The organism is Actinophytocola oryzae (assembly GCF_004364325.1).
Classification (GTDB): Bacteria; Actinomycetota; Actinomycetes; order Mycobacteriales; family Pseudonocardiaceae; genus Actinophytocola; species Actinophytocola oryzae.
Genome location: NZ_SOCP01000018.1, coordinates 189,310 through 214,473 on the forward strand (window position 1 = coordinate 189,310; position 25,164 = coordinate 214,473).

Here is a 25,164-nt window from a genome sequence, read left to right on the forward strand (position 1 = left end):
GCCATGAACTCACTCGGCAGGCAGACACTCGCCGGGCTGCGGATCCTGCTCGTCCTCACCGTGCTGACCGGAGTCCTGTACCCGTTGGGAGTGTGGGTGGTGAGCCACGTCCCCGGCCTCGAGGCCAACGCGGAGGGCTCGATGGTCACGGTGGACGGGCGGACCGTCGGCTCGGACCTCATCGGAATCGACCCGGTGGCCGGGGATCCGAACAACGACCCGTGGTTCCACACCCGGCCGTCCGCCAGTGCCTCGGACGAGAACGGCCTCGGTCCGGCCGACGCGTCGACCTCCGGCGGCTCGAACAAGGGCGGCTACGACGCCGACCTCGCCGCGACCGTCAAGGCACGTCAGGAGATCATCGCGAGACGGGAGGGTGTGGCCGTCTCGCGGGTGCCTGCCGACGCCGTCACCGCGTCCGCCTCCGGCCTCGACCCGGACATCAGCCCGGCCTACGCCGCGCTGCAGGTCGCGCGGGTCGCGCGGGTGAACGGGTTGTCCGGGGACGAGGTCCGCGCGCTCGTCGACCGGTTCACCGACGGTCGTGGACTTGGTTTCGTCGGCGAACCCGGCGTGAATGTCATGGAACTCAACCTGGCCGTCCAGGCCGCGAAACAATGACCTACGAGCGGACCGACGGCCGGGGGAATGCGGTGGTGGCCTTACCGGCAACGGTGAAGAAATGACGTCGTCGCCGTGATCTCCGTGTTATCAACGAAAGCAGCGGGCGTCACCAGGTGATTCGGTGCGTCACAAGACAGTTCCGTCTTGTGACTGTTGTGGCCGCGTCCGGCATGCAAGGATTCGGCATGACTCGTTTGCGTCATTCCGTTGTCCTCGGACCCGTCCCGAAGGACTGGTTCGACGAGAAAGTCGGGTTGGGCCACGAGATCGTCGGGGAAGCCCTCGGTACCGAGCTCCCGCTCGTCGGCGGGGAACACCTCAGCCCCAATTCCTGGTACGGCGACGACGGTCTGCAGGTGACCGTCGAGTCCTGGCGCCGGGACGGCGAGACGTCCGGCACGCTGCACCTGTCCGACGAACGCTGGGCCTCGCTCATGTCGGTCCGGTTGGTCAGCGCGGAGTCCCCCCGGCTCGCGGAGGTCGGCGGGGACGTGCGGTCGATGTCGTCCCGTTGGCTCGGCCGGATACGGGGCTGTATGCGGGTGGACATCGAGCGGTGGTGGCACGCGGTGTCGGGGAAGGCCGAGGAGCCCGCCGTCGAGGGGAAGGCGAAGCACGGGATGGTGGGGGTCTCCTTCACCCTCACCCCGTCGGCGGGCCCGGACGGGCGGTGGACCGTCACCGCGGACGTGCGCCTGCGGAGCCGGGGCGTGCTGGCGCCGTTCACCGCGCTCGGGCTGCTCCTGGGGCGCTCGGCGATCCGGCGCGGGTTCCGGGACGCCGCGGAGAGGTTCGCGGCGGAGTGGAACCGCGAGGTGCCCGCGCTGCTCGCGCTGTCCGCGCAGGACCTGCGTGAGCGCTTCATCGCGGAGCTGACGAACGCGAGGTCGTGACCGTCTCGCCGTCGCGGGGGCAGGCCGGTGGGGCCGCGCTCACGACGGCAGCGACAGCGACTCCGGCGGTGCGAGCAGCGCGATCGTCGCGTTGACCGCCACCTCCGTGATGTCGCCTGCCCGCCCGCCCTCCTCGACGGTGGTGGCGATCAGCTCCCGCAGCCCGCCCAGCATGAGGATGGCGAGCTGCCGCGACACGCCCTCCGGCCGCACGGCGCGCCACTCGTCGGCCTCGGACAGGGTCTGGACCATCCTGATGAACGCGGCCATCATCTCGCGTTGCAGGTCCCTGCCCGACGCGCCGAGCGCGGGGACGTCGCGGATCCAGCTCACCACGATGCCCGGCTGCGACTCCGCGCACGCGATCCACGCCCCGATCGCCTGGCGCACCTGCGTCACCCAGCGTGTCGACGGGTCGACCGCCGCGCTGATCTGCGTGATCATCTCCGCGTTCGCGTCCCTGAGCAGCGCGACGAAGCACTCCTCCTTGCCCGCGAAGTGCTCGTAGAAGGTGCGCCGCGACGTGCGGGCGCGCCGGACGATGTCGGCGACGGTCGTCTCGCGGTAGCCGACCGCCACGATGGACTCGGCCAACCCGTCCAGCAGGCGGCGCCTGAAGGTCTGCTGGAGCTGCGGAGTGGTCACCGGCGTCACGCTAATACACCTCACTTGTGCCTGATGGTACATCGGCGTACCGTGCGATTGGTACTGTCACGTACCACTGCGGCGATGAGGTGTTGCTCTGATGACGAAGCTGCCACCAGGCCCGACGACGCCCCGGTTCGTGCAGGCGGTCTACGCGCTGACCCAGCCCAACCGGGGCATCCCCCGGATGCGTGAGCGTTACGGCGACGCGTTCACCGTCGACGTGCCGGTCTTCGGGAACGCGCTGGTCATCAGCGATCCCGGCGAGATCAGGCAGCTGTTCCAGACCAGCTCGGACATCGCGGAGAACGTCGAGCCCAACCTCGGCCGCATCCTCGGCCCCGGGTCGATGTTCGCGCTGAAGGGCGAGGCCCACCGGGCCCAGCGCAAGCTGCTCGTGCCGCCGTTCCACGGCCGCAAGCTCGCCGCCTTCGAACGGATCGTCGAGGACGAGGCGGTGCGCGAGATGGCGACGTGGCCGCAGGGCACGCCCTTCCCCGTGATGCCGTCGACGATGCGGATCACGCTCAACGCCATCCTGCGCGCCGTCTTCGGCGCGGAGGGCGCGGAGTTCGACGAGCTGCGTGACCTGCTGCCCGAGATGGTCAGGGTCGGCTCGCGGATCGTCTCGCTGCCGATCCCCGGCCGCCCGATGCCCAGGTGGACCCCGTGGGGGAGGTACCGGGCGCTGCGCCGCGAGTACGACGCGATCATCGACCGGCTGATCGACAAGGCCACCGACCTGGACGACCGCGACGACGTGCTCTCCATGCTGGTCCAGAGCCGCTACGACGACGGCTCGGCCATGGCGCGGAGCGAGATCGCCGACCAGCTGCTCGCCCTGCTCGCGGCGGGCCACGAGACCACCGCGACGACGCTCGCGTGGACGGTCGAGCGCCTGCGCAGGCGCCCGAGGATCCTGCGTGACCTGGTGCGGGAGCACGACGAGGGCGGCAAGGCGCTGCGCGAGGCGTCGATCATCGAGACCCAGCGCGTCCGCCCGGTGATCGACTTCGTGGGGCGCAACATCAGGGTCGACGACTTCGAGCTCGGGCGCTGGGTGGTGCCGAAGGGGTACAACGTGCTGGTGAGCATCGCCATCCTGCACGCGGACCCCGCCGTGTTCCCGAACCCGCGTGCGTTCGACCCGTCGCGCTTCGTCGGCACCCGGCCCGACCTCTACCAGTGGATCCCGTTCGGCGGCGGCACCCGCCGCTGCATCGGCGCCGCGTTCGCCACGATGGAGATGAACGTCGTGCTGCGCACGCTGCTGCGGGACCACACACTGGTGCCGACCAGCGAGCCCTCGGAACGCTGGCACTCGCGGGGTGTCGCCAGCGCACCGGCCAAGGGCGGCCTCGCTGTCGTGTACCGCCGCACGGCCGGTGCGGTGCCCTCGTCCACCGAGTCCACCATGGGAGCACAGTCTTGACAGAACGGACCGTCGACGTCGGGCGGGGGATCTCCCTCGCGTACGAGGAGATCGGGACCGGCGAGCCGCTGGTCGCGGTCGCGGGCCTCGGGCAGCAGCTGCACAGCTACCCGACCGCCTTCTGCGAGGCGCTCGCCGAGCGCGGCTACCGGGTGATCCGGTTCGACAACCGCGACGCGGGCCTGTCCACGCACCTGTCCTACCGCCCGGCGAGCTTCGGCGCGATGCTGCTCGGCAGGTTCCCGGAGGGTCAGTACGACCTGTCCGACATGGCCCTGGACACGGTCGGCCTGCTGGACGTGCTGGAGCTGCCCGACGTGCACATCGTCGGCGTGTCGATGGGCGGCATGATCGCCCAGACTGTGGCCGCCGAGTACCCGGGGCGGGTGCGCACGCTGACGTCGATCATGTCGAACACGGGTGCGCGGCGGGTCGGCCGACCGGCGCTGTCGACGTGGCGGCTGATGGCTGGCAAGCCCGCGAGGACCCGGGAGGAGGCCGTGGCAGGCGCGCTGCGGATGTTCCGCCACATCGGCTCGCACGGCTTCCCGCTCGACGAGGAGTTCGTCGCGGAGCTGGCCGGCACCGGCTGGGACCGCGACCCGTCCCCGGCGGGCACGGCACGCCAGCTGTCCGCGATCTTCCGCTCGGGGAACAGGACCGCGCGGCTCGCCTCGGTCACCGCACCGACGCTGGTGATCCACGGCGACCGCGACCGCATGGTCAACCCCACCGGCGGCGCCGCGACCGTGCGGGCGATCAGGGGCGCCCGCCTGGAGACGATCAAGGGCATGGGCCACGACCTGCCGAAGGGCGCGTGGCCGCGCCTGCTCGACCTGATCGACAGCCACGCGAGGAGGAGCAGCGATGCCAGGTCGTGAGGTGGCGGGCCGGCCCGTGATGATCACCGGGGCGGCCTCGGGTATCGGCAGGGCACTCGCACGGCGCCTCTCCGGGCTTGGCTCGCCGGTGGCCATCGCCGATGTCGACGCCAGCGGCCTGAAGGAGACCGAGGGCTCGCTGTCCGGCAGGGTGCTGACCCGCGTCCTCGACGTCCGGGACGCGGCCGACGTGCTGCGCTTCGCCGACGAGGTGCGGGAGTGGCTGCCCGCGCCGCTGGGGGCCGTGTTCAACAACGCGGGTGTGGCGGTCACCTCGTCGGTGCTCGACGCGGTGCCGGAGGACGACCAGTGGCTGTGGGACATCAACTTCCACGGCGTGGTGAACGGGACCCGTGCGTTCCTGCCGATCCTGGTGGGGCAGGGCTCGGGGTTCGTCGTGAACACCTCCAGCGTGTTCGGCCTGGTGGGAATGCCGTTCCAGAGTGCCTACTGTGCCGCGAAGTTCGCCGTCCGCGGCTTCACCGACTCGCTGCGCCAGGAGCTGCGCGGCACCGGCGTGCGTGCGGTGACCGTCCACCCCGGCGGCATCACGACGAACATCGCCCGCAACGCACGCATCCGCAGGGACCCCGAGGGGCTCGGCCGCACCAAGGAGCAGATGGCCGCGCAGTTCGAGGCCATCACGATGACCTCACCGGACAGGGCCGCCGCGATCATCCACAAGGGACTGTCGCGCGGGAGGTCACGCATCCTGGTCGGCCCGGACGCGTACCTGTTCGACGCGTTGGCACGCATCACCCCGACGCACTACTACGAGGTGATCTCCCGCGTGCAGAGCCGGCTGCGGACACAGCAGAAGGCGGACCGGTGAGCAGTCATGTCGACGTGCTGATCGTCGGGGCCGGGTTGTCCGGCATCGGTGCGGCACACCAGCTGCAGGCGGCCTTTCCCCTGCGCACGTACACGATCCTGGAGGCCCGCGACGCCATCGGCGGCACGTGGGACCTGTTCCGCTACCCGGGCGTGCGGTCGGACTCGGACATGCACACCCTCGGCTACCGCTTCCGACCGTGGACACAGGCGAAGGCCATCGCGGACGGCCCGTCGATCCTCGAGTACGTGCGGGACACCGCGCGCGAGGGCGGCATCGACCGGCACATCCGCTTCGGCCACCGGGTCGTGCGCGCCGAATGGTCCACTGAGGACTCCCGCTGGACGGTGACCGCCACGCACGACGGGGAGGCGGTCGTGCTGACCGCGTCCCTGCTGTACCTGTGCAGCGGCTACTACCACTACGACAGCGGCCACACGCCGGAGTTCCCCGGCATCGAGAACTTCGCGGGCCCGGTCGTCCACCCCCAGCGCTGGCCCGCGGACCTGGACTACACGGGCAGGAAGGTCGTGGTCATCGGCAGCGGCGCCACCGCGGTGACGCTGGTGCCCGCCATGACCGACCGCGCGGAGCACGTGACGATGCTCCAGCGGTCGCCGACCTACGTCATGTCCCTGCCTGCGCGGGACGCCATCGCGAACCGGCTGCGCCGCGTGCTCGGCCCCTCACGGGCCTACTTCCTGACGCGGTGGAAGAACGTCGTCATGAGCACGTTGTTCTACCAGCTGAGCAGGCGCCGCCCGCACATCGCGAGGTCGATGATCCGCAGGGCGGCAGTGAGGATGCTGCCGCCCGGCTACGAGGTGGACAAACACTTCCGGCCCCGGTACCAGCCGTGGGACCAGCGTCTGTGCCTCGTGCCGGACGGTGACCTGTTCCGGGCGATCAGCACCGGGAAGGCGTCGGTCGTGACGGACGAGATCGCGGAGTTCACCCGTGACGGCATCTCGCTGAGGTCGGGGGAGGAGCTGGCGGCCGACATCGTGGTCACGGCGACCGGGCTTCGCCTGCTGGCCTTCGGCGGCATGGAGCTGTCCGTGGACGGCCGGGCGGTGGAGCTGCCGAAAACCATGGCCTACAAGGGCATGATGCTCAGCGACGTGCCGAACTTCGTGTTCACCATCGGTTACACGAACGCGTCGTGGACGCTGAAGGCCGACCTGGTGGCCGAGTACACCGCGCGGCTGCTGCGGCACATGGACACGCACGGCTACGCGCGATTCGTGCCGACGAGGGAAGGTCCAGCAGTGACCGAACGGCCACTGCTGGACTTCCAGGCCGGTTACGTCCTTCGCTCGATGGACGAGTTCCCCAGGTCCGGCTCGCGTGCGCCGTGGCAGCTTGGCATGAGCTACGCCCACGACGTGGTCTCCCTGCGGCACCGCCCGGTCGAGGACGGGGCCATGAGGTTCACGCGTGCCGGTCAGCCCTTGCGGCCGACTCCCGCGTAGAGCCCGTCGCGCTCCGGCTCGTCCAGCTCGGGCAGGTCCGGCCGCCACTGCGACGTGGTGACCAGCCCCGGCGGGACGAGCTCGAAGTCACCGAACAGACCGGCGATCTCGTCGCGGGTCCTGGCCTGCAGGTTGTTCTGCGAGCCCTTCATGGTCTCCGTGATCTCCTCGGCCTTGACCGACGCGAAGTCGTTGGTCAGGTGGGTCATGGCCAGGTACGAGCCGTTCGGCAGCGCCTCCCGGTAGGCGGTGAAGACGCCGTTCGGGTCGTGGTCGTCGAGGATGTAGTGCCCTATGGTCACCGCGAGCAGCCCGATCGGCTGGTCGAAGTCGAGCACGCGGCGGACCTCGGCATCGCGCAGGACCAGGCCGGGCTTCGTGATGTCCGCCATGATGATCGTGGCGTTCTCGTTGTCCTCCAACAGGAGTTGACCGTGCGCCACGGCGACGTGCTCGTTGTCGACGTACGCCACGCGTGAGGTCGGGTCCACTTTCTGCGCGATCTCGTGCACGTTCCCGACCGTCGGGATACCAGAGCCGAGGTCGAGGAACTGGCGGACACCCCGGTCGAGCATGTACAGCACGGCCCTGCGCAGGAATGCCCTGTTCATGATGGCGAAACGTTTCACCTCCGGCTGGAACGCCAGGATCTTCTCGAGGAACTCCCGGTCGACCGCGAAGTTGTGACTGCCGCCGAGCAGGTAGTCGTACATCCGCGCTGCGCTCGGCTTGTCCGTGTTCACCGAGGTCGGTACCCAGTTGGTTTGCTGTGACACCCAATACTCCGTTTCGTGGGTTCCCAGGGTTCCGCTCCCATTCGTGATCCAGACATTACTGGCAGTCGCGACTGCCGGGAACTTCCGTGGTAGGAAGGATCGGGTGACGACCGGAGACCTCTTCGCTGACCTCGACGGATTCGTGGCCCTTCCCCGCGTGGCCGGGTTGTGGCTCTCGCCGGACGGGCGTCGCCTCGTCGTCGGCGTGTCCGTGCCCAACGCCAAGAAGACGAAGTTCGTGTCCTCCCTGTGGGAGGTCGACCCGGACGGCGAGCGGCCCGCGCGCCGCCTGACCCGCAGTGACCAGGGCGAGAACGGCGCGGCCTTCACCCCCGATGGCGATCTGCTGTTCGTGTCGGCGCGGCCGGTACCGGACAAGGACGACGACCCACGCAGGGCGTTGTGGCGCCTGCCGCACGGCGGTGAGGCCGAGCTGCTGGCCGCGCCGCCCGGGGGTGTTGGTGACGTCGTGGTGGCGCGGGAGGCGGGCACGGTCGTGCTCGGGGCCGCCATGCTGCCCTCGGCGACGGATCCTGATCATGACAGGAACCTGCACGACCAACGCGGCGAGGTCGCCGCGATCCTGCACGACGAGTACCCGGTCCGGTTCTGGGACCACGACCTCGGCCCGGCCCGCACGCGCCTGCTGGCGGGTCTGCCGGGGGAGGAGCTGCGTGACATCACCGGGCACGTCGGCCGAGCCCTCCACGACGACTCGACGTGGGACGTCACGCCGGACGGTGGCACGGTCGTCGCGTCGTGGGCGGTGGGCGAGACCGGTGCGTCACAGCGCAACACGCTCGTGGCGGTCGACGTCGCGACGGGGGAGCGGCGCGTGCTGGCCGACGACGTCGCGTACGACTACACCGAGCCGAGGGTGTCGCCGGACGGCACGGCGGTCGCGGTCGTGGTGTGGGAACGGCCCGTGCCGGAACGGGTCGGCGACTCGTGGCTCGCGGTGGTGTCGCTGGCCGACGGCACGGTGACGCCGGTGGCCAGGGCGTGGGACCGCTGGCCGACCTCGCCGCGCTGGACGCCGGCCGGTGACGCGCTGGTGTGCGTGGCGAACGACCACGGGCACGCGCCGCTGTGGCGGGTCGACGTGACCTCCGGCGAGGTCACGAGGCTGACCGAGGACGGTGCGTACTCGAGCCCCCGGGTGGCCCCGGACGGGACCGTGTACGCGTTGCGGGCCGCCGTCGACCACCCGCCGACCCCGTACCGCGTGACCGCCTCGGGCGTGACGGCGTTGCGCGGTCCGGTCCCGCCGGTCGAGGTGCCGGGCAGGGTCACCGAGGTGACGGCGACGGCCGAGGACGGCACGCCGCTGCGTGCCTGGCTCGCACTGCCCGAGGGCGACGAGCCCGCGCCGCTGCTGCTGTGGATCCACGGCGGCCCGCTGAACTCGTGGAACGACTGGCACTGGCGCTGGAACCCGTGGGTCGCCGTGGCCAGGGGATACGCCGTGCTGCTCCCGGACCCCGCGCTCTCCACGGGGTACGGCCTGGACTTCATCCAGCGGGGCTGGGGGCAGTGGGGCGGCACCCCGTACACCGACCTGATGGCGGTCACGGACGCGGCGGTGGCCCTGCCGGAGATCGACGGGACGCGGACCGCCGCGATGGGTGGTTCCTACGGCGGCTACATGGCCAACTGGGTGGCCGGCCACACCGACCGCTTCACGGCGATCGTGACGCACGCGTCGCTGTGGCACATGGGGCAGATGGGCACGACGACGGACTGGGCCTTCGAGTGGGTCCGCGAGATGACCCCCGAGAGCGCGGAGACCTACTCCCCGCACCGGTTCGTCCACCGGATGACGACCCCCATGCTCGTCATCCACGGCGACAAGGACTACCGGGTCCCGATCGGCCAGGCCATGACCATGTGGTGGGACCTGACCTCCCACTCACCCGACACGGGCGGCGCCCACAAGTTCCTCTACTTCCCCGACGAGGGCCACTGGGTCATGAAGCCCGAACACGTCAAGGTCTGGTACGGCACGGTCCTGGCCTTCCTGGCCCACCACCTCAACGGCGAGGACTGGCAGCCCCCGGCGGTGCTCGGCTAGCCGACATCACCCGTCCATCCACTGTGGATGATCGGGCGGCGGTCGCCGGAGACGTCATGCCCCGGTCCCGTGTGGACGAGCGGGGCATGACGTCCGAAGGGCTACCCGCGCGCGGCGCCCGGCGGCCAGAGAACCGTCACGGGTAGCCCGCGATGGTGGGCGGCGGCCACCACGTCGGCGGTGCCGCCGTAGCCGGAGGCGGGCCTGCCGTCCCAGACGGCGAGCAGCGCGTCGACCCTGGCGAGCATGTGCTCGCTCGCCGCCATGTACGCCGCGGGCCCCGAACGGGGGAACGGCATCGTGTGCACGGCCGCCGCCCGGTCCAGCAGCGCGTCGAACTCGGCGAGGTCGGGCTGGTGGGCGCGGTAGTCCGACGACGGCAGGACCACGTGGACCTCGCCGTCCAGGTCGAGGACCACCCGCGCGAACACCTGGTCGGCGCCCGCGGCCAGGCAGCTGACGCCGGTGAGCGACGCCGGGGCGTGGACCGACAGTGCCGTCCGTAAGGCGTCGGTCACCAACGGCAGCGTCGCCTGCGTGAGGTTCGAGTGTCCGGTGATGCCGATGCGGGGCACGGGTCGGTTCCTTTCGGCCGGGTCCGTTCCCTCCCGGCGAGTGTAGGTTCTGGACATGTCTGGGCGTCCAGTTGATACACGGTCCTGGTGTGACACTTTCTCAGCCCCGTACGCCTAACGGATGGGGGTGGCGTCCACCTAAACGAGGTTCCCAGTGACTGCAGGTCAGGCGGCGGCCGACCTCTCCGCGACGGTGCGTGCGGCGCGCCGTGGTGACGAGGAGGCGTTCCGGCTGCTGTACCGGGAGGTACAGCCCGGTCTGCTGCGTTACCTGCGCGGGCTCGTCGGCGAGGACGCCGAGGACCTCGCGTCCGAGACGTGGCTGCAGATCGCCAGGGACATCCACTCGTTCCGCGACGAGGGCGCGGGCTTCCGGGGCTGGGCCGCCACGATCGCGCGGCACCGGGCGCTCGACCACGTCCGGCGCAACCAGCGCCGCCCGCAGCCGGGACTGCCGGTGGACGTGCTCGCCGACCTGCCGTCGGCCCAGGACACCGCCGACGAGGCCATCGGGCTCGCGGCCACCAACGCCACCATCGCCTTCGTCGCCACCCTGCCGAGGGACCAGGCCGAAGCCGTCCTGTTGCGGGTGGTGATGGGCCTGGATGCGAAGGCCGCCGCGAAGGTCATGGGCAAGCGGACCGGCGCCGTCCGGACGGCCGCGTGGCGGGGCCTGCGCACCCTCGCCGAACGGCTCGAACGTGCCGGTGTGACGAACGTGGCGGCCGGTACGCCTAGGAACATGAGATGAGTACGCACACCTGGGGCCTGGACCCGCACGAGCCGCTCGACGCGGTGCTGCGTGCGGCCGTCGTGCCTGGGCACCCGGAGGAGCTGGCGGGCGAGCGTGCCGCCATGGCCGCCTTCCGGGCCGCCGTGCCCGCCCCACGCAGGCGGTCGCTGCTCACCCGCGTACTCACGGTGAAGGTGCTGGTCGTCGGGGCCGTCGCCGCGTCGACCGGGGCCGTGCTGGCGACAGCCGGCGGCGTGCTGCCCATCCTGCGTCCGGACCAGGGCCCCGCCGTGCCCGCCGACCCGCCCGCGGTGACCGCCACGACGTCCGCCGCGGTCGTGCGCCCCTCGACCGAGCCCCCGCCGTCGAGGGCGGCCAACGAGCCTGACGACGTGCCCGCGCCGCACGGCACGTCGTCGCCGGGCCACGGTCCGTGCGCGGTCTGCGGGCGGGACGACGGTCCCGGGCCGCGGACACACCAGCCCAAGCCGGGCAAGGACCGCGAGGACGACGGCCACCACCACGACGAGCCCCCGTCCTCCCGGTCGAGCGAGCCGCCGCCCGCCGACCACGAACAACCGCCGCCACCGTCACCGATCACGACACAGACTCCGGGCAGCCCAGCCGAGGGCGCCGCGACCGCCGCACCCCCCAGCGGCGACGAAACGCCGCCCCCAGGCGGCTGACCGGATGGAGTGGGCTCGGGCCGCGACTCCCCAGACACAAGTCCGAGCCCACTCCCCTTTACCGTGCGACCCATGATCCTGCACATCACGACCAATGCGGACTACCGGCCGGGCGAGCCGTACCGTGCGCCGTCGCTCGACACGGAGGGCTTCCTCCACTGTTCCGACTTCGGCACCGTGCACCTGCCCGCCAACCGGCTGTTCGCCGGGCGCGACGACCTGCTGCTGCTGGTGGTCGACCCCGCGCGGCTCGACGTGCCCCTGCGCTGGGAGCCGGGCTCGCCGCCGGACCCCAACGGCGCCTGGTTCCCGCACGTGTTCGGTCCGATCCGGCCGGAGGCGGTCGTGGCGGTCCACGACTTCCCGTCCGGTCCCGACGGCTTCGTGCTCCCGGACGCGCTGAGATTCTTCGGCGAGTGATGTCGAGACGCGTCGCGCGGCTCCGACTTCCCGGCGAAGTCCACGGAAGAAGGAGCCGGAGCAATGCGCAAGGTCATCTACTGGGTCCACACGTCCATCGACGGTTTCATCGCGGGCCCGAACGGTGAGTTCGACTGGCCGTTGCTGACGCCGGAGCTGTCCGAGTACTCGGACCTCATGAGCGACCGGGTGGGCGTGTTCCTGTACGGGCGGGTCGTCTGGGACCTGATGTCCGGCTACTGGCCAACGGCCGACCAGGTGGCGGACGACCCGCACAGCGTGAAGTTCGCCCCCATCTGGCGGGAGACCCCGAAGGTCGTGTTCTCCAGGACGCTGACCGAGGCGGGCTGGAACGCCCGCGTGACGGCCGACCTCGAGGGCACCGTCCGGGCACTGCGTGCCGAGGACGGCAAGGACATGGTGCTCACCGGCGGCGCCGAGACCGCGGCCGCGCTGGCGAGCCACGACCTCATCGACGAGTACCAGGTCGTGGTGCACCCGGTCGTGCTCGGCGGCGGCAAGCGGATCTTCCCCGTGGCCGAGCGGCTCGGCCTCAGGCTGGCGGAGACGCGCGCGTTCGACGACCGCGCGGTCCTGCTGAGCTACCGCCGGTCCTGAGTGGACGGCCGCTCAGGCGACCGCTTCAGGGAAGAAACGGTTGCGGATGTTGGCGATCGTGCGGAAGTCGTCCGTGGTCACCTCGTCGAGGGTGATCTCGGTGTGGAGCTCCGCCTCGATCAGGTACAGCAGCTCGACGAAGTGCATCGAGTTCAGCACCCCGGTCAGGACCAGGTCCTCGTCCACACCGATGGGGCCCACGTCGGGGCACTTCGACTCGAGGAACGACGTGATGAACTCAGGAACGGCCGTGGTCATGACTTCTCCTCGAGTTGGGTGATCCTGATGGTGGCGGGCAGGTCGCAGTCGTGCTCCGCGACGTGCTCGCCGACGCGGCTGTCGGTGGGGACGAGCCTGTTGGTGCGCAGGGAGAGCGACGGGTCGGTCAGCACCGGGTTGGCGTCGGTCACGGAGGTGGCGAGCAACGCGAAGATCGGGTCGATCACCTTCGTGACCCCGTCCGAGTCGGTCACCTCGACCCACGCGTGCACCAGGTCGAGCATCCCGATGACCCAGCCCCGACGCGTCCGCGCCGCGAACCCGGCCTCCAGGCAGCGCCTGGCGAGGTAGCTGCTCGCCGAGTCGCAGCTCGCGACCCGGTGCGTCAGCAGCACGTCCTCGTCGTGGCGCAACGCATCCGGCAGCTTCACCCACCGCAGCCCCAACGCCGTGAAGTCGCCCACCAGCGAGACGAGGTCCGGCGACCGCAGCGGTGACAACTCACCCCGGGTGCGGATCGTCGCGGTGAGACTCGTCGCGGTCACCTCGACGTCCGTGGCGTCGCACGGTGGCGCGAAGGCGGCCGACGCGCACGCGCAGGAGAGCCGCACGGAGAACCGCGACGTCCTCGGTGCCAGCAGGGAGGGTGTCGGTGACCGCATCCACCGCAACGCGTAGGCGAACGCCTGCTCCGGGAGCGTCCGCCCGGAACCGGAGTGCAGTCCGAGGTTGAACAGGTCGCGTGAGTCGAAGAGGTCGTCGCTGACCGTCAGTCCACCTGAGACGAACGCGTCGAGCGCCTCCTCGGTGCAGTCCAGGATCCGCGCGGCCTCGGCACGCGGCGTGTCGGCGACGTGGTACTCGGGTGGGATGAGGAACGTCATGACGTCACCAGCGCCGGGCAGTCGCGCCACATCGTGCGGACCACCTTGCCCGTCCGCAGCACGTACTCGTCCACCACGGACCAGCCGAGCAGCACGTTGATCTCGACCTGCTCGTCGCCCGCGGACGTCTCGAGGTAGCCGGGCAGGCCGAGGCTGTCCGCCCTCGCCTGGCCTGCCCGCAGCAGCACGTACCCGACACCCGGCGTGTCACCGCGACGGCCGAGCACCGCGTGCCACACGTGTGGCTCGCGTGGCTTCAGCCGTTCGAGGTCGCCGGAGATCCGCACACACCGCGCCACGGCCACCGGCCCGGCGAACAGGCAGGCGGGTGCCCGCAGCACCCAGCCCCACCACGGTGTGGGCCGCTCGCCCGCGGTGTAGGAGATCAGCACGCCCTCGAGGCGGTCACCTCGGGCCGCCCCGATCGCGAAACCCTTCTCCCACCGGCAGATCAGCAGTTCGGCGAGATAGAGCAGGGTCAGCGAGACCTGCCGCTGCCACCGGGTCATCCGGCCGGCGGCGGCCCAGATGGCGCCGTCGGCGTACGCGTCCGCGAGCAGCCGCGCGGCGCGCCAGGTGTCCCGCCACGCGAGATCACGGGTCTCCAGTCGAGTGGGCATGCCGACTCCTCCTACCTCATCCTCAAGTCAAACAACTCCCGGTAACCCCGGAGTAAGCAGTCACGCAGCCTTGTAGGTGGTCTGCATCTTGTGGGAGAACCACTGTCCGACCGTGACCCGGTCGAGGTCGGCCTCGATGCCCGCGACCGGGCCCATCGGCTCGATCGACGCGTCGTGGTTGGGCAGGTAGAAGAACGGGACCGAGATGCGCGAGGACACCTCCAGCTCTTCCGGGTTCACCACGCGGTGCACGGTCGAGGCCCAGCGCCCGCCCGTCCAGAACGCCATCAGGTCGCCGATGTTCACGACGAAGCTGCCCGGGACGGCGGGCACGTCGACCCAGTCGTCCTCGCCGCGCAGCACCTGCAGGCCGCCGAGCTCGTCCTCCACGTACAACACGGTGAGGCTGCCCCAGTCGGTGTGCCGCTCGCGGCGCAGCACCTCCGGCTTCGGCCCCGCGTAGTAGTAGTTGGCGACGATCAGCGACACGTGGTTGTCGAACTTGCTGTCGAAGAAGGACTCTGGCAGGTCGAGCGCGAGTGCGAACAACCGCATGACGTCGGCCGAGAGGTCGGTCATCGCGGCGACGTACTCGTCCCACACGGCCTTGAACTGCGCGTCCGGCCAGATGTTCGGCGCCTTCCACGTTGCGGGGTAGTCGCCGAGCGCCGCCCGCTCCTCCTCGCCGAGGTCCCCGGTCACGTGCGCGGCGAACGCCTCGTACGGGCCGCCGACCCTGCGCAGGCCAGCCACACCCCTGCCCTGGTTGAGGCTGCGGTCCTTCACCCCTTCCGGCGAGGTGAAGAAGTTCGACGTGGTCTTGTACATGCGGTCCACGAGGTCCTTCGACACGCCGTGGCCGGTGATCGTGAAGAACCCGGACGTCTCGCACGCGCCGCCGATCGCCTCGGCGAGGGCGGCGCGGCCCGCGGCGGTGTCCCGGGTGGACAGGTCGATGATCGGTACGAACTCCCTGGCCATCGCCGGCCCCTCTCTACGCTGCTTCCCTGACCGCGCCGGTCTCCGGTGCGGTGACGGGCAGTTCCTTGGCGAGCTTGCGGATGTTCAGTGCGTTCGCGTGCAGCACGTCGATCGCGGGCAGGCCAGGCACCAGCGGGGTCGTCGCGGGCGCGGTGGCGGCCTTGTCGATGTTCTCGAGGATCTCCGGCAGGCAGCGGGGGAACAGCGACCGGACGAAGTTGGCCCGCGCGAGAGCGCGGCGCGTGCTCGACACCGGGTGGCGCCAGCTGACCTCGTCGAGCCGGAAACGGTTGTCCCGCACCAGCTTGGCCCGGAACTCACGCCACGACACCAGTTCCAGGCCGAAGCGCTCGGCCAGCTCGGCGGTGGTGACCGGCGTGACCGGGTAGCTGATCACGCGTGGCGCGGCGGAGAGCGCGTTGTTGAGCACCGCGCGGGACAGGACGTCACTGGCCACCATCGGGATCGTGGCGCCGGACTGCCAGGTCTGGCCCTGCCGCACCATGTGCCAGATCATGTTCCAGAACGAGTACTCCATGCCGGGGTCCCGGAACGCGGTGCCGGGACCGCCGAGTGCGAACGGCGCCTGGTAGATGTGGATCGGCACGCCGTCGCGGCTCAGCCGCAGTGACAGGTGCTTCACGACGAACTTCATCTTGCTGTAGCCGCAGAAGAAGAAGCTGCCCCGGAAGAAGTCGCGGCGCCGCTTGTACACCTCGCTGCCGACCGAGCCGATCACGTGCAGGGTCTTGAACCGCCGCGTCAGGCAGAACTCGGCGAGCGTGACGGTCGGCAGCACCTTCTCCCTGCGGTAGCGCGAGTACGGGTACTCGTGCGTGGTCGCGCCCGCGGCGTCGAGGACGATGTCCACCTCGGACAGCAGCAGCTCGTAGGTCGCCCGGTCGAGTCCCATCGACGGGTCGAGGTAGCTGCCCTCCAGTACCACGAGCTTGCCGGTGTCGGGCAGCGCGAGCTTGTACTTGCGGGCCTGCCGCGCGAGCCGGGCCTCGCCGGAGTTGGTGCCCTTGGGCCGGACCAGGATGTACACCTTCTCGACACGCTCGTCGTCGAGGAGGTCACGCAGGAAGTGCATACCGACGAAACCGTTGCCTCCCAACAGGAGGACGGTCTTCCGTTCGTCGGCCGGCCGGCGCGGGAGTGAGCCGGCCACTTGAACGGGGTCTTCCGAGTACGAAACCGCTAACCGACTGTGGCTGCCGGTCCACAGGGCCAGCCGGTCGCTGTGGGAACGCAGGGTGATACGCATGAGGAAACCGCCTGGTAAGTAGAGTTTTTGTGGTAGGAGAAGACGAACTGCCGGAAGGCGGCTATGCCACGCGGCGGTCGAGGTGTTGCCAGAAACGTTCCCGCAGCTCGCGGCGCAGGATCTTGCCGCTGGGGTTGCGGGGAAGGGTGTCGATCAGCTCGAAGCTCGACGGGATCTTGAAGTCGGCGATGCGGTTGCGCAGGAACGCGACCAGCTGGCGCGTGGTCACGGTCTCGCCCTGCCTCGGCACGACGAAACAGTGGACGACCTCGCCCCAGTGCTCGTTCGGCACGCCGACCGCGGCGGCCTCCAGCACGGCCTCGTGCGCGGCGACCGCGTTCTCGATCTCCGCAGGGTACACGTTCTCACCCGCGACGATGATCGTGTCCTTGACGCGGTCCCTGATGAAGAGGAACCCCTCCTCGTCGACGTACCCGGCGTCGCCGGTGACGAGCCAGCCGTCCACCACGGTCGACGCGGTGGCCTCCGGCAGACCCCAGTACTCCAGCATGAGCGCGGGGCTGCGCAGGCACACCTCACCCACGACACCCGGCCCGACCGGCTCGCCGTCGTCGTCGAGCACCTTCACCTCGACGCCGGGGTACGGCATTCCGGCGGCCTGCATCCGCGGCCCGCCGGGCACGTGTTGGGCGGGCGGCAGGCACACGGCCGTGTTCCCGCACTCGGTGAGCCCGTAGATCTGGGCGAACTCGCAGTCGAACGTCTCGATGCACCGGCCGAGCAGGGACTCGGAGATCGGTGAGCCGCCGTACACGATCTTGCGCAGCGCGGAGAAGTCCTCCCGGCGCGGCCTGGGTGGCGCGAGCATCATCTGCATCTGCGCGGGCACCAGACATGCCGTCGTGATGCCGAGGTCACGCACGAGCCGGACCACCTTGTGGCCCGCGAACACCGGTACCGACACCATCGTGATGCCCGCACCGAAGCCCTGGACGGCCCACCACAGCCCCCCGATGTGGAAGCCGGGGATGCCGATGAGGCTCACGTCCTCGGGTCGCCAGTCGATCCAGTCGAGGCCGGCGTTGGCCAGGGCGTGCTTGATCGCGAAGAAGCTGCGGTGGGCCAGCACGGCACCCTTGGGGTTGCCGGTGGTGCCGCTCGTGTAGACCTGCGCGACGGGGTGCTCCTCGCCGAAGACCGCGTGCAGTTCGGTGTCGTCGGTGCCGCGCCAGTCCGCGATCGCGGGCAGCGGCACGATCCGGCGCAGCCGGGGGAGATCCTCCTTGAGCGTCGCCGCCATGTCGAGGAACTCGTCGTCGGCGAACAGGAGCGTCGCACCCGAGTCGTGGAGGATGTGGTGGATCTCGGCGGGCTTGAGCCGCCAGTTGACCGGGGTCAGCACCGCGCCGGCCTTGGCGCAGGCGAACAGGATGTCGTAGTAGTGCTCGGACTCCTTGCCGAGGAAGCAGACCCGGTCGCCCGCCTCCACCCCCGACCGGTGCATGGCGTTGGCCGTCCGGTTGCTCAGGTTGTGCAGCTCGCCGTAGGTCAGCCGACGGTCCTCGCAGATGATCGCCACGTGGTCCGCGTGCTCGCGGCCGTGGTGGGCGATCACGTCGTGGATCGTGCGCAGCTGCGGGTAGAAGGCGCCGGTCATGCTGCCACCTCGCCCGCTCCGTGACGCCGGGACGCTCCGCAGGCTCCGCTACCCCGGCGTCCTCCGCGGTCGAGAAGCCAGCCTGAATATCGATGATTCGCTCCGCAAGCTGCGCTCATGCCGCCACGTCCCGCACATAGGACACGATGGCCTGCTCGGTCACCAGGTCCGGGATGACGTCCGGCTCGACCTCGACGCCGAACTCCTTCTCCAGCGCCAGTACGAGCTGTACCTGGCGCAGCGAGCTCCATCCTGGCACGGTGTCGGGTTCCAGCCGGGCAGGCAACCTGTCCGGCGACAGTGAGAACACCGACGCGATCACGCCACGGACGCGCCCCTCGATCATGTCGAACTCCATTCACCGCCGCAAATTCGTGATCAGATTCAAACAAGCGCTGGTAACCGGCGAGTAAGCCTCCGGACCGAGAAATCCAGTGATCGGTAACCGCCTGGCCCACATTTTGGTAAGTGCTGTTGTCGGCTGGGGAACGGAATTGCACCATGAGTGCGTGGTGGACAGGGACGTCGGGGAGTTGCCAAGGGGCAGGCTTCCCTCCGAGCGCTCGTGGCAGCTGTTGCGTGCCGCCGCCGTGGTCGGGTACCGCGTCGACCTGTCCGAGCTGGCCTCGCTGATGCGCCGCGGGGTCGTCGAGCTGCTGCCCGCCGTCGACGAACTGCTCGACGCGGGCCTGCTCACCTGGTCGGGCGACTGCCTGACGTTCGTCGCCGAGCCGGACCGCGCGGCCGTCCTCGACGCGCTGCCACCACCCGTGCTGGCCGCGTTGCGGACGGACCTCGACCGCGTCCGCGGCGCCACCCGCCCGGCTGCGGACCCCCCGGACACCGCGGTCGACGAGCTGTCCAGGGCCGTGCACCTCGTGCGGGCCGCGCTGGCCAGGCCCGGCGCGGCCCGCCTCGCGGACGACCTGCACGCCCTGCTCGCCAACCTGCTGCTGCTCAAGGGGCAGAGCGCGACCGCGCGTGCCGCCGCGGAACGCGTGCTCGCCACCCAGGACGACCGCCTCGCCGACGAGGCGGCGGGCACCCGCGTCGCGGCGATGGCGCTGTCCGGCGACCCGGAGGCCGCGGTGTGTGCCGAGGAGCTGCTCGCCACCGCGCCACCCACGTCGACCAGCGCGGTCGCCGCCGCGTTCGTGCTGTCGAACGCCCTGTGGGACAGCGGGCGGCTCACCGAGTCGCTGCGCCTGGCCCGTCACCGCGTGGACACGGGTGCGGGTGCCGCGCCGCACTGGTGGCTCTGGCAGCGGCTCGGGCTGATCAACAAGCTGGGCCTGCTGCGCCGCCTCGACGAGGCGACCGAGCTGATGCGGGCCACCGTCACCGAGCTGGCCGCGCGCAGGCTGACCTCCTACGAGGGCAACCGGCTGATCACGCAGGCGCAGCTGCTGCTCGCCGGGGGCGAGCTGGCCTCTGCCGCGGACCACGCGCGGGCGGGCGTCACCGCGGCCCGCCTGACCGGCAGCCCACTGCTCGTGCCGCACGGCCTCGCCGTGCAGGCCGAGGTCGCGCTGCGGTCCGACGACCTCGAGACGGCCGTGGGCCTGCTCGCCGAGTGCGAGGCCGTGCGGGCGGGTGCCAACTGCCTGCCCTCCACCACGCACACCTGGGTGGCGGTGCGGTGCGCCGCGCGCCGCCACGGCCCGCGCCGCGCCGCCGCCATGGCCGCCGACCTGGCCGGACGCGCGCTGCTGCTCGCCGGTGAGCCGGAGGCCGCGCCCTGGCTCGTCACCACGGCACTGGCCGCGGAGGACACCGAGCTGGCCCGGCAGGTCGTGCGGGATGCCGAGCGGCTGGCCGACGACAACCCCGCCTTCCCCACCCTGGCCACCGCGGCGGCGCGGGCACGGGAGTGCCTCGACTGCGATGCCGAGCACCGCTGGACCTCGTTCAGCGACGTCGAGCAGGCCATCGCGCGCCTGGTCGCGCAGGGCATGACCAACCGCCAGATCGCCACGCGCGTGAAGCTGTCGCCGCACACCGTGAACTACCACCTGCGCGTGCTGTTCCGTAAGCTCGGTATCTCCTCCCGCGCCGAGCTCGTCCGGCACGTGCCGAATTCGACGGCCGCGTGAGTGACAGGCCAGCGCGATTCGAGTGACGAATTCATGCCAGTCGGGTGCACTACTAACTTGAGTAGGGAACCTGTCGTGTGAGCCGCTCACTTTGGTAGTCGAGAAACGCGCGTTCGCATAGGTACCTTTGGTGTAGTCGAATTATCGAATTCAGCCGCCGAGGGGCTCACATGAAGAACCGCAGGCAGCAACGCGTCCACGAACTGATCACCGCCCGCGCCGCGGCGTGCCCGGACGGCGTCGCGGTGGTGCACGGCGACGCGGCGATCACCTACGTCGAGCTGGAGCGCCGGGCGAACGCGCTCGCCAACTACCTGACCGGCCAGGGTGTCGGCCAGGACTCCGTGGTCATGGTCCACCTGGAACGTTCGATCGACACGATCGTCGGCCTGCTCGCCATCTGGAAGGCGGGTGCCGTCTACCTCCCCGTCGAGCCCGGTGTGCCGGACAGCCGCATCGCGACCTTCGTCAAGGAGACCGGCTGCGCGACCGTGATCGCGCACGAGCGTGACCTGTCCCGGTTCGCGAACCTGCCCGTCAGCGCCGTCACGACCGCCGCGGGCGACGGTTTCCCCACCACCACGCCGGACCTGCGGGTCGCGGACCACGACGCCGCCTACGTGATCTACACGTCCGGCTCGACGGGCACGCCGAAGGGCGTCGTCGTCGAGCACCACTCGCTGTCCTACCTGACCGGTGAGCTGGCGGGCCGGTACGGGATCACGCCCGCCGACAACGTGCTGCAGTTCGCGTCGGTCTCCTTCGACACGTCCATCGAGCAGATCACCGTCACGCTCCTCGGCGGCGCGACGCTCGTGCTGCCCGACCACTCGTGGGCGCCGAGCGAGCTGGCGGACCGCCTGCGCGCACACGGGGTCACGGTCATGGACCTCACTCCCGCGTACTGGCGCCAGTTCCTCTCCTCGGTCGCGGCGGGTGCCGGGGAACTGCCCGTGCGGCTCGTGATCGTCGGCGGCGAGGCCGTCAACGCAGCGGACTGCCGCACCGCGCTCGAGCTGATGCCCGGCGTGCGGCTGGTGAACGCCTACGGGCTCACCGAGACCACGATCACCTCCTGTGTCACGGACCTGACCGTCGACGTGCTCCCCGCCCGGGGCGCGGCGCCGGTCGGACGCCCACTCCCCGGGACCACCGTCCACGTGCTCGACGAGTACGGCGTGCCGGTCGGTCCCGGGGAGCGCGGCGAGATCTACGTCGGCGGTCGCGGCGTGGCCCGCGGCTACGTCAGCGAGGACGGCCGGGGTCGCTTCCAGCTCGACCCGTACTCGTGCGACCCGGGTGCCCGCCGGTACCGCACGGGCGACCTCGGCACGTGGACGGCGGAGGGCAACCTCGAGGTGCTCGGCCGCATCGACCGGCAGCTCAAGATCCGCGGGTTCCGGGTGGAGCCGGGCGAGATCGAGGCCACGCTCGCCGCCCACCCCGGCGTTGGCAACGTGGCCGTGACGGCCTTCGAGCAGCACGGCCAGCGCCGCCTCGCCGCGTATTACACAGGGACCGAGGTGGACGCACGCGAGCTGCGTGAGTTCGTCGGCAGGCACCTGCCGGACTACATGGTGCCGTCGTCGTTCGTGGCGCTGCCGGAGCTGCCGTTGAAGACCAACGGAAAGGTCGACCTCGTCGCGTTGCCCGAGCCGACGGCCGCCGCGGCACGGGCCGAGGCGGACACCCAGCCGATCGACCTGTTCGAGCGGGCCGTGGCCAGGATCTGGCGGCAGGTGCTGAAGGTCGACCAGATCCACCCGGACGACAACTTCTTCGACAAGGGCGGTAACTCGATCCTCGCGGCCGAGCTGATGGCCAAGGTGCGTGGCTCGCTCGGCGTGATGATCACGCAGGTCCGCCCGCTGATCCGCCTGCTGCTGCAGGACGCCTCGCTCGCGAGCTTCGCGCAGGCCGTGCGGGAGGCCCGGGCAGGCACGCTCGCAGGCGACGACACCCGCGCCCGCGTCGACTTCGCCGCCGAGTCCGAGCTGGGGGTCGAGATCACCCGCGACCGGGAGGACCGGCCCGCGTGGTCCAACCCCCGGCACGTCCTGCTGACCGGCGCGACCGGCTTCCTCGGCATCTACCTGCTCAAGGAGCTGCTGTCGACGACGGACGCCGCGGTCCACTGCCTGGTGCGCGGCAAGGACGTCACCGACGTGCTGTCACGGCTGCGGGACGCCGCGGCGCGGTACGGGCAGGAGGACCTGTTCGCGCACGCCGACCGGATCGTGCCGCTGCCCGGCGACCTCGCGAAGCCGGGCCTCGGACTGTCCGAAGAGGACTTCGACCGGCTCGCGCGGACCGTCGACGTGATCCACCACCCCGGCGGCCTGGTCAACTTCATCTACCCGTACTCGCACATGCGTGACGCGAACGTCGAGGGCACGCGCGAGATCATCCGGCTCGCCGCCCGCCACCGCAACATCCCGGTCCACTACACGTCCACGATGGCCGTGCTCGCCGGGTTCGGCACCGCGGGCGTCCGCCACGTCGACGAGGACACCCCGCTCGCGCACGCCGACCACCTGTCGGTCGGGTACGTGGAGAGCAAGTGGGTGGCCGAGGCGTTGCTGCTGCGAGCCGCGGCGGAGGGGCTGCCGGTCGCGATCTACCGCGCGGCCGACATCTCCGGCGACCGCGTGCGCGGCGCGTGGAACCTCTCGACCGAGATGTGCGCGATGAAGAAGTTCGTGGTGGACACCGGGCTCGCGCCGGTGGCCGAACTGCCGCTCGACTACACGCCGGTCGACGTGTTCGCCGCTGCCGTGGCGCACATCGCCGCAACGTCCCTGCCGGGTGGGGACGTCTACCACCTCACCAACCCCGGCAAGGTCAACATCGCGGCGCTCGTGGACCGGCTGCGTGCCCACGGCCACGACATCCGCGAGGTGTCGTGGGCGGACTGGATCGACGAGATGGTCCGGATCGCGGTCGAGCAGCCCGAACACCCGATGACCCCGTTCGCGCCGCTGTTCATCGACCGCTGCGCGACCGGTGCGATGAGCGTCGCCGAGATGTACCTGGAGGACACCTTCCCGGTGTTCTCACGCACCAACGTGGACGACGCACTGCGCGGCAGCGGGATCGAGATCCCGCCGGTGGACGCGGAGATGCTCGACCGCTACATCGGCTACCTGACCGGCATCGACTTCCTGAGGACGGCGGCGTGAGCGGGGACAACGCGATGCACTGGGACGATCTCGACCTCTCCGAGGCGCCGGTCGAGGGGCCGGTGGCCTTTCACGACAACCTCTCGCCCGATGTCCTGCTCGACGCCTACCGGCACGGGCTCTACCCGTTCCCGGCGGACACCGAGGAGCAGAAGATCCTCAGTGAACTGTCCTACGAGGGCCTCGTCCCCGCCGAGGGCGCGGATCCCTACGCGGTGGCGTGGTGTTCGCCCGACCCGCGGCCGGTGATCTTCGTGGACCAGGTCCGCATCCAGCGCAGCCTGCGCCAGCAGCTGCGCAACAAGGTGGACTGGACGACGACGCTCAACGCCTGCTTCGACCGTGTCGTCGAGCACTGCCGCACCGGCCGCGAGCCGCGCTGGCTGACCGACCGCCTCGTGACCGGGCTGCTCGCGCTGCACGAGGCCGGGCACGCGCACAGCGTCGAGGTCTGGGACGGCGACACGTTGGTCGGCGGCACGTTCGGCGTGCGGATCGGCGGCGTCTTCAGTGCCGACTCGCAGTTCATGCTGCGCAGCGGCGCCGCGAAGGTGGCCGTGGCGTGCCTCGTGCGGCGGGTCGCCGACGCGGGTGGTGTCGCGGTCGACGTCCAGCACGACGGCGAACACGCGAAGCTCATCGGCGCGGTGCCCGTGTCGCGTGCGCGTTACCTCGCCCTGCTCGCGAACCAGGCAGGCCGGGGCGGGGTGCCTGCCGGTGGCCGGCTCTCGGCCCGCAGGCTCGCCGAACCCGTGGTGGGCGAGGGGCTGGCTGCCTGATGAGAGACACGCACTGGGTCGGCGGACAAGTGCGGTGCGGGTGAGCCACAAGACCCCGGCGCCACACTTTCTCCTGACCCCGCTCGCAGAAGGAGTCACCATGTCAGTAGCCACCAACCTGCGCGTGGCCAGCCTCGCCGAGCGGCCCGACCTGGCGAACGCGATGCTGACGATGGAGGCGACGTGGCCCGCGTACGTCCGGGCCGAGCCGCTGCTCGTCAACTGGGCCTTCGAGCGGCACGCGGAGCACCAGCTCGTCGTGCTCGACGGCGACGGTGACGACGAGCGGGTCATCGCGCGGGCGGCGAGCGTGCCGTTCGCGTGGGACGGCGACCTCGACAGCCTGCCGGACACGGGCTGGGACGAGGTGCTGCGCCAGAGCATGCTCGACACCTACGCCGGTCGCGAGCTGACCGCCGTCTGCGCGCTGGAGATCGCGATCGTGCCGGGTCTGCAGGCGAGGAACCTGTCCGCGCGCACCCTCGTGGCCCTCAACGACAACGCGCGGCGCCTCGGCTTCGCCGACCTCATGGCGCCGGTGCGGCCGAGCAACAAGCACGCCGAGCCCGAGGTGCCGATCACCGAGTACATCACGCGTACCCGGCCGGACGGGCTGCCCGCCGACGCCTGGCTGCGCGTGCACGTCCGCGAGGGCGGCCGGATCGTGAAGATCTGCCCGGCGTCCATGGCGATCGCGGGCAGCCTCGCGCAGTGGCGCGAGTGGACCGGCCTCCCGTTCGACGAGGACGGCCCGGTGGCGGTGCCCGGTGCGCTGACCCCGGTCGAGGTCAGCGTGGCGCACGACCGCGCCGTCTACATCGAACCGAACGTGTGGATCCGACACCGCCTGAACAAGTGAAAGGCCC

25 protein-coding genes are annotated in these 25,164 nt (G+C 70.7%); 15 read left to right on the top strand and 10 right to left on the bottom strand.

From position 1 onward, the window contains the following. The first annotated feature begins 3 nt into the window (after window positions 1-3). Together CLV71_RS36400 and CLV71_RS36405 are read left to right on the top strand one after the other, a co-directional pair. Window positions 4-621 carry a potassium-transporting ATPase subunit C gene (locus tag CLV71_RS36400; RefSeq protein ID WP_133907438.1) on the top strand — a complete coding sequence of 206 codons (618 nt, stop codon included), beginning with the start codon at window positions 4-6 and terminating at the stop codon, window positions 619-621. A gap of 188 nt (window positions 622-809) precedes the next feature. Beyond that, window positions 810-1,517 (top strand): hypothetical protein, encoded by a 708-nt coding sequence (locus tag CLV71_RS36405; protein ID WP_133907439.1) that lies wholly within the window; start codon window positions 810-812, stop codon window positions 1,515-1,517. A 39-nt stretch (window positions 1,518-1,556) separates the two neighbouring features. On the opposite strand, the gene CLV71_RS36410 is transcribed toward CLV71_RS36405, so the two are convergent. Then, window positions 1,557-2,162: a TetR/AcrR family transcriptional regulator gene (locus CLV71_RS36410; protein WP_243867090.1), complete on the bottom strand. Its 606-nt coding sequence runs from the start codon at window positions 2,160-2,162 to the stop codon at window positions 1,557-1,559. A 100-nt stretch (window positions 2,163-2,262) separates the two neighbouring features. On the opposite strand from CLV71_RS36410, the gene CLV71_RS36415 reads away from it, so the two are divergent. Genes CLV71_RS36415 through CLV71_RS36430 form a run of 4 tightly spaced genes read left to right on the top strand, consistent with a single transcriptional unit; the run spans window position 2,263 to window position 6,779 of the window. After that, window positions 2,263-3,594, top strand: a complete 1,332-nt coding sequence (locus tag CLV71_RS36415; RefSeq protein WP_133907441.1) for a cytochrome P450 — start codon at window positions 2,263-2,265, stop codon at window positions 3,592-3,594. Then, the gene (locus CLV71_RS36420) at window positions 3,591-4,475 is read left to right on the top strand and encodes an alpha/beta fold hydrolase (RefSeq protein ID WP_133907442.1); all 885 of its coding nucleotides are present in this window, start codon (window positions 3,591-3,593) and stop codon (window positions 4,473-4,475) included. The genes CLV71_RS36415 and CLV71_RS36420 overlap by 4 nt, the downstream gene beginning before the upstream one ends. Next, window positions 4,462-5,307: an SDR family NAD(P)-dependent oxidoreductase gene (locus CLV71_RS36425; protein WP_133907443.1), complete on the top strand. Its 846-nt coding sequence runs from the start codon at window positions 4,462-4,464 to the stop codon at window positions 5,305-5,307. The genes CLV71_RS36420 and CLV71_RS36425 overlap by 14 nt, the downstream gene beginning before the upstream one ends. After that, complete coding sequence (locus CLV71_RS36430; RefSeq protein WP_133907444.1) at window positions 5,304-6,779, top strand: flavin-containing monooxygenase; 1,476 nt, start codon at window positions 5,304-5,306, stop codon at window positions 6,777-6,779. Before CLV71_RS36425 ends, CLV71_RS36430 begins: the two co-directional genes overlap by 4 nt. On the opposite strand, the gene CLV71_RS36435 is transcribed toward CLV71_RS36430, so the two are convergent. Continuing rightward, window positions 6,752-7,555 carry an SAM-dependent methyltransferase gene (locus CLV71_RS36435; protein WP_133907445.1) on the bottom strand — a complete coding sequence of 268 codons (804 nt, stop codon included), beginning with the start codon at window positions 7,553-7,555 and terminating at the stop codon, window positions 6,752-6,754. The two genes, CLV71_RS36430 and CLV71_RS36435, sit on opposite strands and share 28 nt — an antisense overlap. A gap of 103 nt (window positions 7,556-7,658) precedes the next feature. Between CLV71_RS36435 and CLV71_RS36440 the strand changes: the two genes are divergently transcribed. Next, on the top strand, window positions 7,659-9,626 hold the full coding sequence (locus tag CLV71_RS36440; RefSeq protein WP_133907446.1) for a prolyl oligopeptidase family serine peptidase: 1,968 nt from the start codon (window positions 7,659-7,661) through the stop codon (window positions 9,624-9,626). Between the two features lie 101 nt (window positions 9,627-9,727). Here the strand turns inward: CLV71_RS36440 and CLV71_RS36445 are convergent, their stop codons facing one another. Beyond that, a complete protein-coding gene (locus CLV71_RS36445; RefSeq protein ID WP_133907447.1) occupies window positions 9,728-10,201 on the bottom strand; it encodes a hypothetical protein in 474 nt (157 codons plus the stop codon). A 154-nt stretch (window positions 10,202-10,355) separates the two neighbouring features. Between CLV71_RS36445 and CLV71_RS36450 the strand changes: the two genes are divergently transcribed. From CLV71_RS36450 to CLV71_RS36465, 4 genes are all read left to right on the top strand, one after another. After that, entirely contained in the window at window positions 10,356-10,952 is a 597-nt protein-coding gene (locus CLV71_RS36450) for an RNA polymerase sigma factor (protein ID WP_133907448.1), read from the top strand. Beyond that, on the top strand, window positions 10,949-11,620 hold the full coding sequence (locus CLV71_RS36455) for a hypothetical protein (RefSeq protein ID WP_133907449.1): 672 nt from the start codon (window positions 10,949-10,951) through the stop codon (window positions 11,618-11,620). The genes CLV71_RS36450 and CLV71_RS36455 overlap by 4 nt, the downstream gene beginning before the upstream one ends. A gap of 72 nt (window positions 11,621-11,692) precedes the next feature. Further along, window positions 11,693-12,040 carry a DUF952 domain-containing protein gene (locus tag CLV71_RS36460; protein ID WP_133907450.1) on the top strand — a complete coding sequence of 116 codons (348 nt, stop codon included), beginning with the start codon at window positions 11,693-11,695 and terminating at the stop codon, window positions 12,038-12,040. Window positions 12,041-12,103: 63 nt separating this feature from the next. After that, window positions 12,104-12,658, top strand: coding sequence for a dihydrofolate reductase family protein (locus CLV71_RS36465; RefSeq protein ID WP_133907451.1), 555 nt, complete (start codon window positions 12,104-12,106; stop codon window positions 12,656-12,658). A 12-nt stretch (window positions 12,659-12,670) separates the two neighbouring features. Here CLV71_RS36465 and CLV71_RS36470 read toward each other — a convergent pair whose 3' ends face one another. From CLV71_RS36470 to CLV71_RS36500, 7 genes are all read right to left on the bottom strand, one after another. Further along, entirely contained in the window at window positions 12,671-12,916 is a 246-nt protein-coding gene (locus CLV71_RS36470) for a phosphopantetheine-binding protein (protein WP_133907452.1), read from the bottom strand. After that, window positions 12,913-13,761, bottom strand: a complete 849-nt coding sequence (locus CLV71_RS36475) for a hypothetical protein (protein ID WP_133907453.1) — start codon at window positions 13,759-13,761, stop codon at window positions 12,913-12,915. The genes CLV71_RS36470 and CLV71_RS36475 overlap by 4 nt, the downstream gene beginning before the upstream one ends. Continuing rightward, window positions 13,758-14,381 carry a hypothetical protein gene (locus tag CLV71_RS36480; protein ID WP_133907454.1) on the bottom strand — a complete coding sequence of 208 codons (624 nt, stop codon included), beginning with the start codon at window positions 14,379-14,381 and terminating at the stop codon, window positions 13,758-13,760. Before CLV71_RS36480 ends, CLV71_RS36475 begins: the two co-directional genes overlap by 4 nt. Window positions 14,382-14,441: 60 nt before the next feature. Further along, entirely contained in the window at window positions 14,442-15,362 is a 921-nt protein-coding gene (locus CLV71_RS36485; RefSeq protein ID WP_133907455.1) for an isopenicillin N synthase family dioxygenase, read from the bottom strand. Window positions 15,363-15,375: 13 nt separating this feature from the next. Continuing rightward, complete coding sequence (locus CLV71_RS36490) at window positions 15,376-16,479, bottom strand: SDR family oxidoreductase (protein WP_166664405.1); 1,104 nt, start codon at window positions 16,477-16,479, stop codon at window positions 15,376-15,378. Window positions 16,480-16,690: 211 nt separating this feature from the next. Continuing rightward, the gene (locus tag CLV71_RS36495; protein WP_133907457.1) at window positions 16,691-18,247 is read right to left on the bottom strand and encodes a long-chain-fatty-acid--CoA ligase; all 1,557 of its coding nucleotides are present in this window, start codon (window positions 18,245-18,247) and stop codon (window positions 16,691-16,693) included. A 115-nt stretch (window positions 18,248-18,362) separates the two neighbouring features. Next, complete coding sequence (locus CLV71_RS36500; RefSeq protein ID WP_166664406.1) at window positions 18,363-18,593, bottom strand: acyl carrier protein; 231 nt, start codon at window positions 18,591-18,593, stop codon at window positions 18,363-18,365. Window positions 18,594-18,756: 163 nt separating this feature from the next. On the opposite strand from CLV71_RS36500, the gene CLV71_RS49740 reads away from it, so the two are divergent. The 4 genes from CLV71_RS49740 (at window position 18,757) to CLV71_RS36520 (ending at window position 25,157) form a co-directional block, all read left to right on the top strand. After that, window positions 18,757-20,340 carry a helix-turn-helix transcriptional regulator gene (locus CLV71_RS49740; protein ID WP_133907459.1) on the top strand — a complete coding sequence of 528 codons (1,584 nt, stop codon included), beginning with the start codon at window positions 18,757-18,759 and terminating at the stop codon, window positions 20,338-20,340. 170 nt (window positions 20,341-20,510) lie between these two features. Continuing rightward, window positions 20,511-23,519 (top strand): non-ribosomal peptide synthetase family protein, encoded by a 3,009-nt coding sequence (locus CLV71_RS36510; protein WP_133907460.1) that lies wholly within the window; start codon window positions 20,511-20,513, stop codon window positions 23,517-23,519. Continuing rightward, the gene (locus tag CLV71_RS36515; RefSeq protein WP_208297930.1) at window positions 23,516-24,298 is read left to right on the top strand and encodes a leucyl/phenylalanyl-tRNA--protein transferase; all 783 of its coding nucleotides are present in this window, start codon (window positions 23,516-23,518) and stop codon (window positions 24,296-24,298) included. The genes CLV71_RS36510 and CLV71_RS36515 overlap by 4 nt, the downstream gene beginning before the upstream one ends. A gap of 100 nt (window positions 24,299-24,398) precedes the next feature. Further along, entirely contained in the window at window positions 24,399-25,157 is a 759-nt protein-coding gene (locus CLV71_RS36520; protein ID WP_133907461.1) for an N-acetyltransferase, read from the top strand. Window positions 25,158-25,164: the final 7 nt, after the last annotated feature.

Bases quoted from the DNA above. Each gene is read 5' to 3' on its own strand.
- CLV71_RS36475 (WP_133907453.1), bottom strand. From the start codon at position 13,761: ATGACGTTCCTCATCCCACCCGAGTACCACGTCGCCGACACGCCGCGT.
- CLV71_RS36520 (WP_133907461.1), top strand. From the start codon at position 24,399: ATGTCAGTAGCCACCAACCTGCGCGTGGCCAGCCTCGCCGAGCGGCCC.
- CLV71_RS36485 (WP_133907455.1), bottom strand. From the start codon at position 15,362: ATGGCCAGGGAGTTCGTACCGATCATCGACCTGTCCACCCGGGACACC.
- CLV71_RS36405 (WP_133907439.1), top strand. From the start codon at position 810: ATGACTCGTTTGCGTCATTCCGTTGTCCTCGGACCCGTCCCGAAGGAC.
- CLV71_RS36495 (WP_133907457.1), bottom strand. From the start codon at position 18,247: ATGACCGGCGCCTTCTACCCGCAGCTGCGCACGATCCACGACGTGATC.
- CLV71_RS36400 (WP_133907438.1), top strand. From the start codon at position 4: ATGAACTCACTCGGCAGGCAGACACTCGCCGGGCTGCGGATCCTGCTC.
- CLV71_RS36425 (WP_133907443.1), top strand. From the start codon at position 4,462: ATGCCAGGTCGTGAGGTGGCGGGCCGGCCCGTGATGATCACCGGGGCG.
- CLV71_RS36500 (WP_166664406.1), bottom strand. From the start codon at position 18,593: ATGATCGAGGGGCGCGTCCGTGGCGTGATCGCGTCGGTGTTCTCACTG.
- CLV71_RS36460 (WP_133907450.1), top strand. From the start codon at position 11,693: ATGATCCTGCACATCACGACCAATGCGGACTACCGGCCGGGCGAGCCG.
- CLV71_RS36415 (WP_133907441.1), top strand. From the start codon at position 2,263: ATGACGAAGCTGCCACCAGGCCCGACGACGCCCCGGTTCGTGCAGGCG.
- CLV71_RS36480 (WP_133907454.1), bottom strand. From the start codon at position 14,381: ATGCCCACTCGACTGGAGACCCGTGATCTCGCGTGGCGGGACACCTGG.
- CLV71_RS36510 (WP_133907460.1), top strand. From the start codon at position 20,511: ATGAAGAACCGCAGGCAGCAACGCGTCCACGAACTGATCACCGCCCGC.
- CLV71_RS36470 (WP_133907452.1), bottom strand. From the start codon at position 12,916: ATGACCACGGCCGTTCCTGAGTTCATCACGTCGTTCCTCGAGTCGAAG.
- CLV71_RS36455 (WP_133907449.1), top strand. From the start codon at position 10,949: ATGAGTACGCACACCTGGGGCCTGGACCCGCACGAGCCGCTCGACGCG.
- CLV71_RS36465 (WP_133907451.1), top strand. From the start codon at position 12,104: ATGCGCAAGGTCATCTACTGGGTCCACACGTCCATCGACGGTTTCATC.